Below are 12,955 nucleotides of genomic sequence, written 5' to 3'. Positions count from 1 at the left end.
CAGGGATGCAAGGGTGGTAACGCTAGCTCGCCAGCGCCAGCCTCGGCTGCTCGGTCGGCTTGAGTTCGGCGCGCTCGATGCCCGGCAATCCTTCGATCCGCGTCGCCAGTTCGCCGTCGAGCCGGAAGTTGCGCCCCAGCACCAATTCCGCCTCCCCGCCATCGGGCAGCGGCGCGTCGATCACCACCTCGCACCGCCCGCCGCGCGCGTCCTCCAGCAGCTTGGCGACCGCCGCCAGAGCCCCGGCCTCACGCACTGCCATACGCAGCGTCAGGCGCACATCCTTCGCCATCCCCTCGAACGGCTGCACCTTGCGCACCGTCACGCGCGCGCTGTCCTCGCCCGGTCGCCGGTCGAGCTCGACCGTCAGGATGCCGCACCCGCCGACGCGCGCCGCATCCTCCATCTCCTTGGCGGTGAACTCCTCGAAGCAGGTGCACGGAACCGTTCCGCTCGCGTCCGACAGCGTCGCCATCATGTAGCGCTTGCCCCGCGCCGAGGTGCGCCAGCGCGCGTCCTCGATCAGCGCGGCGATCGTCGCCCCGGCGCGCCCGCCCTCGGCGATCTCGATCTCGTTGAGGCTGGCGATGCTCCGCGCCGAATGCAGCTTGGCGAGGTGCTGATAGCGGTCGAGCGGATGCGCCGAGAAGAAGAAGCCGAACGCCTCCTTCTCCGCCTCGATCCGCTGGCCCAGCGTCCAGTGCGCGCTCTTGGGCAGCTGGATCGCCGATCCCACCGGCTCGGCCTCGCCGAACAGCCCGCCCTGCCCGCTGGTGCGGTTCTCATGCGTGCGCTGCGCCACCGCCATAATCGTCTCGGCGGCGGCATGGACCTTGGCGCGATCCGGCGCGACGCTGTCGAATGCCCCCGCCCCGGCCAGCGCCTCGACCTGACGCTTGTTGAGCAGGCGCGGATCGACCCGCCGCGCGAAATCGTCCAGGCTCTGGAACCGCCCCTTGGCCTGCCGCTCCTCGACCAGCAGCTCCATCGCCCGCTCGCCCACGCCCTTCAGGCCCGCGAGCGCATAGCGTACGGCAAACCCGTCGCCATGTTCGGCGACCGAAAACTCGGCCTCGCTCGCGTTGATGTCGGGCGGCAGACACGGGGTGCCGAGCCGCTTCATATCCTCGACGAACACCGCTAGCTTTTCGGTCTGGCCGAGTTCGAAGCACATCGACGCCGCATAGAATTCGTGCGGATAATGCGCCTTCAGCCACGCGGTGTGATAGGCCAGCAACGCATAGGCCGCCGCGTGCGACTTGTTGAAGCCGTACCCGGCGAACTTGTCGATCAAGTCGAACAGCTCGTTCGCCTTGGCTTCGGAGATATTGTTGACCTTGGCACAGCCCTCGACGAACAGCGCGCGCTGGGCGTCCATCTCCGCCTTGATCTTCTTGCCCATCGCGCGACGCAGCAGATCGGCGCCGCCGAGCGAATAGCCCGCCAGGATCTGCGCGGCCTGCATCACCTGTTCCTGATAGACGAAGATGCCGTAGGTTTCCTTGAGGATCCCCTCCAGCAACGGGTGCGGATATTCGATCGGCTCCAGCCCCTGCTTGCGTCGCCCGAACATCGGAATATTGTCCATCGGGCCCGGGCGATAGAGCGAAACGAGCGCGATGATGTCGCCGAAATTGGTCGGCCGCACCGCCGTCAGCGTGCGCCGCATCCCTTCGGATTCGAGCTGGAACACGCCCACCGTCTCACCGCGCTGGAGCAGTTCGTACACCGCCGGATCGTCCCAGGCGAGCGCGGCAAGGTCGATGCTGATGTTGCGCGCGGCGAGCAGGTCGACCGCCTTTTGCAGCACCGACAGCGTCTTGAGGCCAAGGAAGTCGAACTTCACCAGCCCCGCGCCCTCGACATATTTCATGTCGAACTGCGTCACCGGCATGTCAGAGCGCGGGTCGCGATACAGCGGCACCAGCTCGGCCAGCGGACGGTCGCCGATCACCACGCCCGCCGCGTGGGTGGACGAGTGGCGCGGCAGCCCCTCCAGCCGCATGGCCAGATCGATCAGGTGGCGGACATCGCTCGCGCCGTCATACTCGGCCTTGAACTCGCTCACTCCGTTGAGCGAACGCGACAGCGTCCATGGGTCGGTCGGATGGTTGGGCACCAGCTTGGCGAGGCGATCGACCTGACCATAGCTCATCTGCAGCACGCGCCCGGTGTCCTTGAGCACCGCGCGCGCCTTCATCGTTCCGAAGGTGATGATCTGCGCGACCTGGTTGCGCCCATATTTCTGCTGGACGTACCGGATCACCTCGCCACGCCGGGTTTCGCAAAAGTCGATGTCGAAGTCGGGCATCGACACGCGTTCCGGGTTCAGGAAGCGCTCGAATAGCAACCCCAGCGCCAGCGGGTCGAGGTCGGTGATGGTCAGCGCCCATGCGACGACGCTGCCCGCACCCGAACCGCGCCCCGGCCCCACCGGAATCCCGTTCGCCTTGGCCCATTTGATGAAGTCCGCGACGATCAGGAAGTAGCCGGGGAACCCCATCTGGACGATGATGTCGGTTTCGAACGCAAGCCGGTCGAAATATTCCTGCCGTTTGGCCGGGTCGGTGATCCCCGCGGTCTCCAGCCGCGCCTCAAGCCCCGCCCGCGCATCGGCGCGCAGCTGCGCCGCCTCACCCTCGATATCGCCGGCCAGGCTGGGGAGGATCGGCTTGCGCTTCGGCGCGGCAAAGGCGCAGCGCTGTGCGACTACCAGCGTATTGTCGATCGCCTCGGGCAGGTCGTCGAACAGCCGCTTCATCTCGGTCGCGGGCTTCATCCACGCATCGGGCGAGGAACGCTGGCGATCGTCGCTCGCGACATAGGCCGACCCGGCAATGCACAGCATCGCGTCATGCGCCTGATGGAAATCGGGCACGGCATAGCAGGCCGGGTTGGTCGCCACGATCGGCAGGCCGCGGTCATAGGCCAGGTCGAGCAGCTTGGGCTCGGCGCGCGCCTCGACCTCGTCCAGTCGCCGGATGATCTCGATATAGAGCCGGTCGCCGAACAGCGCCTGCAGCCGGTCGGCATAGGCCAGCGCCGCATCCTCCTGCTCCTCGGCGAACAGCCGCGCCAGCGCGCCCTCTCGCCCCGCGGTCAGCGCGATCAGGCCGTCGGTCCGCCCCTCAAGCGCCGCGAACGGGACATGCGCATCCTTCTCGATCGGCCGGTCGAGATGCGCCATCGACACCAGGTGGCAGAGATTTTCATACCCCGTCGCGTCCTGCGCAAACAGCGCCAGCCAGTCGAGCGCCGGCGTCACGCCATCGGGCACGTCCGGCCGCTCGACGCACAGCAGCGATCCGACGATCGGCTGCACCCCGGCCTTCTTCGCCGCATCCGAATAGGACATGGCGGCATAGAGCCCGTTGCGATCGCACAACCCCGCCGCCGGAAACCCCAGCTCCCGCGCCCGCGAAGCAATCGCCTTCGGCTCGATCGCGCCCTCCAGCATCGTGTAGGCGGAAAAGACGCGAAGGGGCACAAAACCGGAGTGAGGCATGGGGCGGTTATATGAACCCTTTGCCCGTGGCGGAACCCGCTGACGCAGGTTCTCCACAGCTTATCAGCACAACTCACCGCCACCCCGGCCTTGTGCCGGGGTCCACTCATCCGCGCGCGTCGATTGAGCCTCTATCGCCGCGCTTGACGCACGGTGGCCCCCGGCACAAGGCCGGGGTGACCATCAGAGGAGGCGCTCGATATCCGCCGCGATATCCTCGGGCTTGGTCTGCGGGGCGTAGCGTTCCACGACGTGTCCCTCGCGATCGATCAGGAACTTGGTGAAGTTCCACTTGATCCCCTCAGTCCCGAACAGCCCCGGCGCCTGTTTCTTGAGCCAGCGATACAGCGGTGCCGCATCCGCGCCATTGACGTCGATCTTGCCGAACACCGGGAAGGTGACGTCATAGGTCAGCGAACAGAAATTCGCGATCTCCGCCGCATCCCCCGGCTCCTGCGCGCCAAACTGATTGCATGGGAAGCCCAGTACCTCGAACCCGCGCTCGCCATAGCGGCGGTGCAGGTCCTCAAGGCCCGTATATTGCGGCGTGAACCCGCATTTCGACGCGACATTGACGATCAGCAGCACCTTGCCCGCGAACTCCGACAGGTCTGCCAGTTCGCCGGTCGACGTGGTGACCGGGATTTCAGTGATCGTCGTCATGCCGTCTCCTCCAGCAACCCCTCGTGCAGGCGCACCACGCGGTCCATCTTTGCCGCCAGCCGCTCATTATGCGTCGCGATCAGCGCTGCCGCGCCCTCACCGCGCACCAGCCGCAGGAATTCGGCGAGCACCACATCGGCGGTCTTCTCGTCCAGATTGCCGGTCGGCTCGTCCGCCAGCACCAAAGCGGGCCGGTTGGCGAGCGCGCGGGCGACGGCGACACGCTGCTGCTCGCCGCCCGACAGCTGGCTCGGGCGATGCGTCAGCCGGTGGCCAAGGCCCAGCGCAGTCAGCAGCGCCTCTGCCCGGGCGCGCGCATCGGCGTGCGTCGCGTTCTGGATCAACTGCGGCAGCACGACATTCTCGGTCGCGTCGAAATCGGGGAGCAGATGGTGGAACTGATAGACGAAGCCGAGCTTGTCCCGGCGCGTCAGTGTGCGCGCATGGCTTTCCAGCTTCGCAACCTCGATGCCCGCGATGCGGATCGATCCCTCGAACCCGCCCTCGAGCAGGCCGACCGCCTGCAACAGCGTGGACTTGCCCGACCCGGACGGGCCGAGCAGCGCGACGATCTCGCCCGGTGCGACCGACAGGTCGATGCCGCGCAGCACCTCGATCGTCGCGTCGCCCTGGGTGAAGGCGCGACGCAGGCCCTGGGTCTGGAGGACGGCCTCACTCATAGCGCAGCACCTGGACCGGATCGGTGCTCGCCGCCTTGAAAGCTGGGTAGAGCGTGGCGAGGAAGCTGAAGCCCAGCGCCATCAGCGCGATGCTGACGACCTCGACCGGATCGGTCTTAGCGGGCAATTCGGTGAGGTAACGCATCGAGGGATCCCAGATTTCCTGTCCGGTGACAAAGCCGAGGAAGCTCAAGACCCCCTGCCGGAAATAAAGTAGCACGAAGCCGAGGATCAGGCCGGCAACAATCCCCAGCCCACCGATCGCGGTGCCGACAGTCACGAAGATCTTGATGAGGCCGCTGCGCGTCGCGCCCATCGTGCGCAGGATCGCGATGTCGCGGGTCTTGGCGCGCACCAGCATGATCAGCGACGACAGGATGTTGAACACCGCGACCAGGATCAGGATCGACAGCACGGTGAACGTGACCAGCCGGTCCACCGCCAGCGCTTCGAACAAGGTGGCATTCAGCGTGCGCCAGTCGCTGAGCTGCGCGGTCTGCACGACCTTCTGCGCCAGCGGGGCGAGGATTTCGCCGACCCGGTCGGGATCCTGCGTATCGATCTCGACCATGCTGACCGAATCGCCCATCAGCAGCAATGTCTGCGCGGTCTCCATCGGCATGACCACGAACGCCTTGTCATAGTCATAGACGCCGACCTCGAAGATCGCCGCGACTCGATACGACACGATGCGCGGCACGGTACCGAACGGGGTCGACGGCCCCTGCGGGCTGATCAGCTGCACGCTGCTGCCGACCGAGGCGCCCAGCGTCATGGCGAGGCGCGAGCCGATCGCCACGCATTCGCAGTCGGGCGTAAGCTCGGCCATCCGGCCGGCCACGACATTGCGGTTGAGCGTCGGGTTCGCGCGCAGGTCGCTGACTGTCATCCCGCGAATCAGCACGCCCTCGACCCGACCCTGAAAGCTCGCCATCAACGGCTGCTCGATCAGCGGGGTCGCAGTCGTCACGCCCGGCGTCTTGCGCGCCTCGGCCACCACCTCGCGCCAGTCGCGCAGCTGGCCGCCATAACCCTGCACCACCGCATGGCCATTGAGCCCGGTGATCTTGTCGAACAGCTCGGCGCGAAAGCCGTTCATCACGCTCATCACCACAACCAGCGCGGCGACGCCCAGCATCACCGCGACCAGGCTGATCGACGCGACCAGCGCGATAAAGGCCTCGCCCCGGCCCGGTAGCAGGTACCGGCGCGCGATCATGCGTTCATATCGGGAAAGGAACATGGCGCGGTGTTAGGGGGTGGCGCGGGCGCGCGCAATCGCGCTGTTGCCAAATAAACACAGCGTTGCCGCAATCCGCCGTCGTGACGTCAACGCCCCGTGACAACCGCCCGTCGCCATCCTAGCACACTCCCACGAAGCAATGGCAAAGGCCGTGGTTCGGGGAGGCTCTTCAGCCCCGTCTTGCAAAGGACGCGCGGGCAGAAGTGGCCACTTAAGGGGGCTGACGAGGCATCGTCACGCAGGGGCCCGGGTCGGAAACGGCCCGGGCCTTTGGCATTTCTGGCCATTGTCGCGGCTTAAGCAACTGGCTAACAGCCTAATATGAGCGTCGAACAGTCGACAGTCACCATTGCACGTGTGAACTGGGCGAAAGTTTTGCGCCTGCACCTGCTGCCACCGGCGATCCTCATGCTGGGATGGGCGACATTCTCGGATCTTTCACTGGCGGAAGTTTTCAGTTGGGAGAATATGGCAACCACGAGTCGATGGCGGCCAATCCCGTATATTGCTTTGCCAATGCTGGCCCTGTTCACTGTCTTTTTCTTCGCCCCCCCGCTTCTCCACTGGGCGCGACGTGGAAAGCTGATCTGGATTCGGGGATCGCGATTGCATGCGATCTATTTTCAGTCTTTCCCCATCGCTGAAATCGAACCACAGACTATTCGCTCACATTCTGATCATATGGGCAGCGAATTAGCCTTTTACCTGCGATCCGGCGGTGAAAAGTCGATCAACTTGAATTTCTCCGACGTTGACGGTGCTGAGGTAGCGCGCCGCCTCACCGTTGCGGTGCTGAACTCACGATCAAATGCCTGTTAAGGGCGGGGAGGAAGCCTTGGGAGCCATCCCGGCTCCCTCCCCTGTCCGAAGTCGCCCGGCACCCGCGTGCAAGAGCGCAAGGCAACACCGACATTCCGTCAGAAGTTGAATTTGATCGTCCCGCCAAAGGTCTGCGGATCGCCGACCTGCGCCGCGATCAGGCCGGTATTGCCACCGGTCCCCGCGAGGTAGAGGTCGATATAATCCTTGTCGAAGGCGTTACGCGCCCACAGGAACACGTCGAACTTGTCCGTCCGGAACCCGCCGCGGAAATTGTGCAGCGAATATCCGTTCACCCAGGTGTAGATCGACGGCGTCGGGTCGGACGACCAGCGCGAGCGCGAGCTGGCGTCATAGCCAAGGTAGAACTGCCCCTCGCTACCGAAGACGTTGCCCGGTGCGTTCGCCTCCGCACCCCATGAGAATGCCCATTTCGACACACCCGGAAGCACTGCGCCGGAAGCGTCATAGATGGGCGGGCTGACGGCACCCGGCGTCGCCGGCGCGCCGACCGTGCCGGTGAAGGTGCACTTGCCGGTCTGGACGATGCCGGTGGTCGATCCGCCAGCCAGCTCGGGCGGCGGCGGTGCGTCGCAGAATTTGTCGAACTTGGCGTCGGTAAAGGCACCGCTGATATAGGCGTTGAAGCGTTCGCTCGGACGGATCGAGAAATCGGCCTCTACGCCCTTGCTGCTCACCTTGTCCGCATTCGCGAGATAGCCGCGCACGGTGACCAGCTGTCCATTGCTCACGCTGGCCTGAAAGTCCTTGATCTTGGTCCAGAAGCCCGTGATGTTGAACGTCGCCTTGCGATCCCAGAACTGGGTTTTGAGGCCCACTTCGAAATGATCGACCTTTTCCGGCTTGATCGTGAAGTCCGCCGCGTTGGGAACGCCATTGGCGTCGGCGCGCACGCCGTTCAGGTTGATGCCGCCAGTTTTGAACGAGCGCGCATAGGTCGCATAGGCGTTGATGTCGTCGGTCAGCTCATACCGCAGGTTGAGGTCGTAGGAGAGGTTCCACGCGCTGAACCGCGGTTCGAAATATTGCGATGCCTGAATGCCGCGCTGCGCCGCGATCCACGGATCGGTGTAATAGGGCGAGCCCGGAACCGGCGACACCTCGCGCCGCGTCCCATCCGACGCAGTGCCAGTGACGACCGAGTTATACAGGCCGTCCTTCTTGTCATAGTTGATGCGGATACCCGGCGAGACGGTGAAGCGCTCGCCCACCTTCAGGTTCAGCTTGCCGTACAGCGCCAGGCTGGTGTTATCGAGCCGGATGTCGTTGATCGCGACCAGATTGTTGAGCACCGCCGGGTTGGTCGACAGCGCGCTGGTCGGATTGAGCAGCCAACGGCTGGCATCGCGCCCGGTTTCCTGAATGCCGCTGGTGCGGATCTTCTGATGGAACGCGAACGCGCCGACCGCGAAGTCGAACCCATCACCTTCATGGTTGAAGCGGAATTCCTGCGAATACTGGCTCTGCTCGGTCGGGTTGTTGACCTTGGTATAGATCTGCAGGCCGGTATAGTCGCGGTCGTTGGCCGGGGTCCAATCCCAGAAGCGCCACGCGGTGATGGACGTCAGCGTGTTGCCCTCGCTCACATCCCACACCGCCTTGATCGACGCGCCGCCGATCTCGTTGCGCGCCGACAGCTGCACATCGACGTCGGTGACCCGATCGTAAGGATTGGTGCTGGGCGGTGCATAGCCGGGGAAGTAGGACATCAGCGCCGGATATTGCCGGTTCGCCGCGCGCTGCGTCGGGCCATAGCCGCCGTAAGTGAAGGCGCAGCAGATCGGGTCCTGCAGGTTCCAGTCACCGGCAAAGGTGACGCTCAGATCCTCGCTCGGCTTCCACAACACCGATCCGCGAATGCCGATGCTGTCCTGCGACTGGATCCAGGTCTTGCAATAGGTATTCCACAGCGTGCCACGGCGATGCGTGGTGGTGACGCTCAGCCGCGCCGCCAGTTTCTCCGCCAGCGGGCCCGAGATCGAGGCCTTGACCTGCTTGAAGTTGAGGTTGCCGACCGAAATCTCACCGCGCCCCTCGAACTCGAAGCTCGGCGCCCGGGTGGTGATGTTGATCGCCCCGGCGGTGGTGTTCTTGCCGTATAGTGTCCCCTGCGGACCGCGCAGCGTCACGATCTGCTCGACATCGACGAAGTCGAGCGTGGCCGAGGCAATCCGGTTGTAGAAGACGTCGTCGATATAGATGCCGACGCCCTGCTCGAACCCGTCATTGGTCAGGCCGAATGGCGCGCCGATGCCGCGGATGTTGACGAAGGTGTTCCGCGGATTCTGCGAATAGAATTGCAGCGTCGGCTGCAGCTGGGTCAGCCCGGTGATGTTGTACGTGCCGCGCGCCTCCAGCGTCTCCGAACCGACGACCGAAAGGGCGAGCGGAACGTCCTGCACATTCTCGGACCGGCGGCGTGCGGTCACCACCACGGTGTTCGCATCCTGCTCGGCGGTGTCGTCAACCGCCGCGATGGGCGCAGGTGCGGGCTTCGCTTCTTCGGCCAGTGCGGCCGGCGATGCGCTGGCCAGCAACAGCGATGAAAATGTCGTCAGACTCACGCGCCGATCCCCTCTTGATGTCGTCGCGTTAAACTCCATCAATCGAGTAGGCATTAGCCAGCAAGCAATTCTATTCCCAGTGCCTCGATAGGCTTTAGGCGCGATATTCTCTCGGTTCGGCGCTCTTGAAAGCTGCACGACACTTCCCAAATCTCGATCGTTCGGCGCCGTCAGGGCCGGACGAACCTGGCATCGCGGATGAACCGGATGCCCCAAGACGTTGAAATTGCTCATTGGAGGATTACGCTATGCGTCAGATCGATTTGACCCCCTTCCGCCGCTCGACGATCGGCTTCGACCGGCTCTTCGACATGCTCGAAGCAACCGCGCGCCAGTCCAGCAGCGAGAATTATCCGCCTTTCAACCTCGAACGCGTGTCTGACGACCGCTATCGCATCACGATCGCCGTCGCCGGCTTCAAGGCTGACGAGATCGAGATCGTCGCCCAGCAGAATCTGCTGCAGGTGACCGGCAAGAAGGGCGAAACCCAGGACAACAACCCCGCGCAGATGCTGCATCTCGGCATCGCCAATCGCGGGTTCGAGCGCCGCTTCGAACTGGCAGACTTCGTCCGCGTCGAAAGTGCCGACCTCACTGACGGCCTGCTCGTGATCGAGCTGGTGCGCGAGGTGCCGGAGGCGATGAAGCCGAAGAAGATCGCGATCGGCGGCGGCACCGAAAAGACCGCGATCGAACATCGCGACGTCGCCTGATGTGACACCCTTGGGCGGTGCGCTGACCCCTTGCGCATCGCCACAAAAGAGGGCGTCCGAACTGCGGTTCGGGCGCCCTTTTTGATGCCCATATCAGGCGCTGGCGGTCACACCAGGCGCGACTGGCGCACCGCCGCCTCGATAAAGCTGGCGAACAGCGGGTGCGGATCGAACGGCTTCGACTTGAGCTCCGGGTGGAACTGCACGCCGACGAACCACGGGTGGTCGGGTCGCTCGACGATTTCGGGCAGCATCCCGTCGGGCGACATGCCGGAGAAGACGAGCCCGCCCGCTTCCAGCTGCTCGCGATAGCCCGTGTTCACTTCGTAGCGGTGGCGATGGCGCTCGCTGATCGCCTCCCCGCCATAGATCGACGCGACGACCGAATTGCCGTCGAGCTTCGCCGGATAGGCCCCCAGCCGCATCGTGCCGCCCAGATCGCCGCCTTCTTCGCGCTTCTCGATCCCGTCCTTGCTCATCCATTCGGTGATGATGCCGACCACCGGCTCCTCGGTCGGACCGAATTCGGTCGACGACGCATTGGCGATCCCGGCCATGTTCCGCGCACCTTCGACGCAGGCCATCTGCATGCCGAAGCAGATGCCGAAATAGGGCACCTTGCGCTCGCGCGCGAAGCGGACGCTGGCGATCTTGCCCTCGGCCCCGCGCGAACCGAATGCGCCCGGGACCAGAATCGCGTGGCACGGCTCCAGATTCGCCGCGACCTCGGCATCGTCGCCCTTTTCGAACAGCTCGGCGTCGATCCAGCGGATATTGACCTTCACCTTGTTGGCAATGCCGCCATGGACCAGCGCTTCGTTGAGCGACTTGTAGGCGTCGGGCAGGCCGACATATTTGCCGACCACCCCGACCGTCACTTCGCCCTCCGGATTGAACAGGCGGTCGGTAATCTCGGTCCAGCGCGACAGGTCGGGCGCCGCGCCCGGCTCGATCCCGAATGCGCGCAGCACTTCGCTGTCCAGCCCCTCGGCATGATATTGCAGCGGCACGGCATAGATGCTCGGCGCGTCGAGCGCGGGAATGACCGCGCTGGCAGGAACGTTACAGAATTGCGCGATCTTGGCGCGCTCGCTCGCTGGCAGCGGCTTTTCGGCACGGCACACCAGCACATCGGGCTGCACGCCCAGCGACGCCAGTTCGCGCACGCTATGCTGCGTCGGCTTGGTCTTCAGCTCGCCCGCCGCCGCGATGTACGGCACCAGCGTAACGTGAATGCTGATGGAGCGCCCCCGACCCAGCTCATTCTTGAGCTGGCGGATCGCTTCGATGAACGGCAGCGATTCGATGTCGCCGACGGTGCCGCCAATCTCGCACAGCACGAAATCCAGATCCTCGGTCTCGGCCTGGGCGAAGTCCTTGATCGCGTCGGTCACGTGCGGGATCACCTGCACGGTCGCGCCCAGATAATCGCCGCGCCGCTCGCGCTCGATGATCGTTTTATAGATGCGGCCGGACGTCACGTTATCCGACTGGCGGCTCGCAACCCCGGTGAACCGCTCATAATGGCCGAGATCCAGGTCGGTCTCTGCCCCGTCGTCGGTCACATAGACCTCGCCATGCTGGTACGGCGACATCGTACCCGGATCGACGTTGAGATAAGGGTCGAACTTGCGGATGCGGACCTTGTACCCGCGCGCCTGAAGCAAGGCGGCAAGGCTGGCGGCCATCAGGCCTTTGCCAAGCGAGGAGACCACGCCGCCGGTGATGAAAATATACCGCGTCATGGGAGTCACCGCTTATCCTTCAAGCACGAGTTGGGGCAAGCGCCCGACTCCGGGCGCCGCCAAATAAAGTTTGAAATTGCCGCTTAGTTGGCGAGCGGGACCGCGCTGTTGTCCGCCGGAGCCGCCGGAACCGGCTGGGCGGCCGGCGCGCTCTGCGTGGTCGGTGCCGTCGCGCGGCTGGTGTCGATCGCCGTGTCGCCGCGGGTCGCCGCCAGCACCGCCAGCGTGATGCTCATCACGATGAATGCACCGGCCAGAATCGCGGTTGCGCGGGTCAGGAAATTGGCCGCACCGCGCGCCGACATCAGGCCCGACGGGCTGCCCCCCGTGGTCAGGCCGCCGCCTTCCGACTTCTGCATCAGGATCACCGTCACCAGCAGAAACGCGATGACGGCATGAACGACGAGGAGGAAGGTGAACAGCATGGCGGTCTTTCTCGGGAAAGCGGCCACATAGGCAACCCGGGGACGCGGATCAACCGTCGATCGCGATCGGGGTCGCGCCGGGATCGTCACCGAAACGGAACATTTCGTCATCGCGCTGAAACCCGTTGGCTTTCGGGGCGTTAGTTACCCGGAATGAACGGATTCTTGCGGGCCTGTAACGATAATGACGAGTAGTGCGATGAACGCCATAACCGACCATTCGCTCGATCAGTGGAAATCGACCCTGATCGATTATGTCCGATCCGGCGAACCCGATCTGACCAACCGCCAGATGGCATTGATGCTGCTCGTCTATCTCGATCCGGGCCCGCACACGGTGCGCGGATTGGCGCGCGCGCTCAACGTGTCGAAGCCTGTAGTCACACGCGCCTTGAACAGGTTGGGCGCTCTAAGCTATCTGCGCCGCCAGCGCGACGAAACCGACAAGCGAAACATCTTTGTCGCGCGGACACCTGAAGGGGCGGAGTTTCTTGCAGAATTCGGACAATTCGTCACCGGCGACGGCGTCAGCAGCACCAGCAAACAATCCGCCCCGGCGTAACCGATTCGCACTGAG

General features: G+C 64.5%; 10 protein-coding genes. 3 read left to right on the top strand and 7 right to left on the bottom strand.

Going from position 1 to position 12,955, the window contains the following annotated elements; genetic code table 11:
• Positions 1-22 precede the first annotated feature (22 nt).
• The 4 genes from dnaE to AX681_RS10750 form a co-directional block, all read right to left on the bottom strand.
• Positions 23-3,505, bottom strand: coding sequence for a DNA polymerase III subunit alpha (dnaE, locus tag AX681_RS10765; RefSeq protein WP_066662551.1), 3,483 nt, complete (start codon positions 3,503-3,505; stop codon positions 23-25).
• A gap of 183 nt (positions 3,506-3,688) precedes the next feature.
• Positions 3,689-4,168, bottom strand: a complete 480-nt coding sequence (locus AX681_RS10760; protein WP_066662554.1) for a glutathione peroxidase — start codon at positions 4,166-4,168, stop codon at positions 3,689-3,691.
• Positions 4,165-4,848, bottom strand: coding sequence for an ABC transporter ATP-binding protein (locus AX681_RS10755; RefSeq protein ID WP_066662556.1), 684 nt, complete (start codon positions 4,846-4,848; stop codon positions 4,165-4,167). The genes AX681_RS10760 and AX681_RS10755 overlap by 4 nt, the downstream gene beginning before the upstream one ends.
• Positions 4,841-6,091 (bottom strand): lipoprotein-releasing ABC transporter permease subunit, encoded by a 1,251-nt coding sequence (locus AX681_RS10750; protein ID WP_066662558.1) that lies wholly within the window; start codon positions 6,089-6,091, stop codon positions 4,841-4,843. Before AX681_RS10750 ends, AX681_RS10755 begins: the two co-directional genes overlap by 8 nt.
• A 321-nt stretch (positions 6,092-6,412) precedes the next feature.
• Between AX681_RS10750 and AX681_RS21955 the strand changes: the two genes are divergently transcribed.
• Entirely contained in the window at positions 6,413-6,910 is a 498-nt protein-coding gene (locus AX681_RS21955) for a hypothetical protein (protein ID WP_156442848.1), read from the top strand.
• A 98-nt stretch (positions 6,911-7,008) separates the two neighbouring features.
• Here AX681_RS21955 and AX681_RS10745 read toward each other — a convergent pair whose 3' ends face one another.
• On the bottom strand, positions 7,009-9,495 hold the full coding sequence (locus tag AX681_RS10745; RefSeq protein ID WP_231733799.1) for a TonB-dependent receptor: 2,487 nt from the start codon (positions 9,493-9,495) through the stop codon (positions 7,009-7,011).
• A 248-nt stretch (positions 9,496-9,743) separates the two neighbouring features.
• Here AX681_RS10745 and AX681_RS10740 point away from each other — a divergent pair, with 248 nt between their 5' ends.
• The gene (locus AX681_RS10740; RefSeq protein WP_066662567.1) at positions 9,744-10,208 is read left to right on the top strand and encodes an Hsp20 family protein; all 465 of its coding nucleotides are present in this window, start codon (positions 9,744-9,746) and stop codon (positions 10,206-10,208) included.
• Between the two features lie 107 nt (positions 10,209-10,315).
• Here AX681_RS10740 and AX681_RS10735 read toward each other — a convergent pair whose 3' ends face one another.
• A complete protein-coding gene (locus tag AX681_RS10735; protein WP_066662569.1) occupies positions 10,316-11,953 on the bottom strand; it encodes a CTP synthase in 1,638 nt (545 codons plus the stop codon).
• An 83-nt stretch (positions 11,954-12,036) separates the two neighbouring features.
• Entirely contained in the window at positions 12,037-12,375 is a 339-nt protein-coding gene (secG, locus tag AX681_RS10730) for a preprotein translocase subunit SecG (protein ID WP_066662625.1), read from the bottom strand.
• A gap of 202 nt (positions 12,376-12,577) precedes the next feature.
• Here secG and AX681_RS10725 point away from each other — a divergent pair, with 202 nt between their 5' ends.
• Positions 12,578-12,940 (top strand): MarR family transcriptional regulator, encoded by a 363-nt coding sequence (locus AX681_RS10725; RefSeq protein WP_066662571.1) that lies wholly within the window; start codon positions 12,578-12,580, stop codon positions 12,938-12,940.
• Positions 12,941-12,955 lie beyond the last annotated feature (15 nt).

The organism is Sphingomonas sp. CCH9-E2, from assembly GCF_001557215.1.
Classification (GTDB): domain Bacteria; phylum Pseudomonadota; class Alphaproteobacteria; order Sphingomonadales; family Sphingomonadaceae; genus Sphingomonas.
This window is presented reverse-complemented; position numbering and strand designations above follow the sequence as displayed.

Coding starts and splice junctions, on each gene's coding strand:
- AX681_RS10750 (WP_066662558.1), bottom strand. CDS start 6,091: ATGTTCCTTTCCCGATATGAACGCATGATCGCGCGCCGGTACCTGCTA.
- AX681_RS10725 (WP_066662571.1), top strand. CDS start 12,578: ATGAACGCCATAACCGACCATTCGCTCGATCAGTGGAAATCGACCCTG.
- dnaE (WP_066662551.1), bottom strand. CDS start 3,505: ATGCCTCACTCCGGTTTTGTGCCCCTTCGCGTCTTTTCCGCCTACACG.
- AX681_RS10755 (WP_066662556.1), bottom strand. CDS start 4,848: ATGAGTGAGGCCGTCCTCCAGACCCAGGGCCTGCGTCGCGCCTTCACC.
- AX681_RS21955 (WP_156442848.1), top strand. CDS start 6,413: ATGAGCGTCGAACAGTCGACAGTCACCATTGCACGTGTGAACTGGGCG.
- AX681_RS10740 (WP_066662567.1), top strand. CDS start 9,744: ATGCGTCAGATCGATTTGACCCCCTTCCGCCGCTCGACGATCGGCTTC.
- AX681_RS10735 (WP_066662569.1), bottom strand. CDS start 11,953: ATGACGCGGTATATTTTCATCACCGGCGGCGTGGTCTCCTCGCTTGGC.
- AX681_RS10760 (WP_066662554.1), bottom strand. CDS start 4,168: ATGACGACGATCACTGAAATCCCGGTCACCACGTCGACCGGCGAACTG.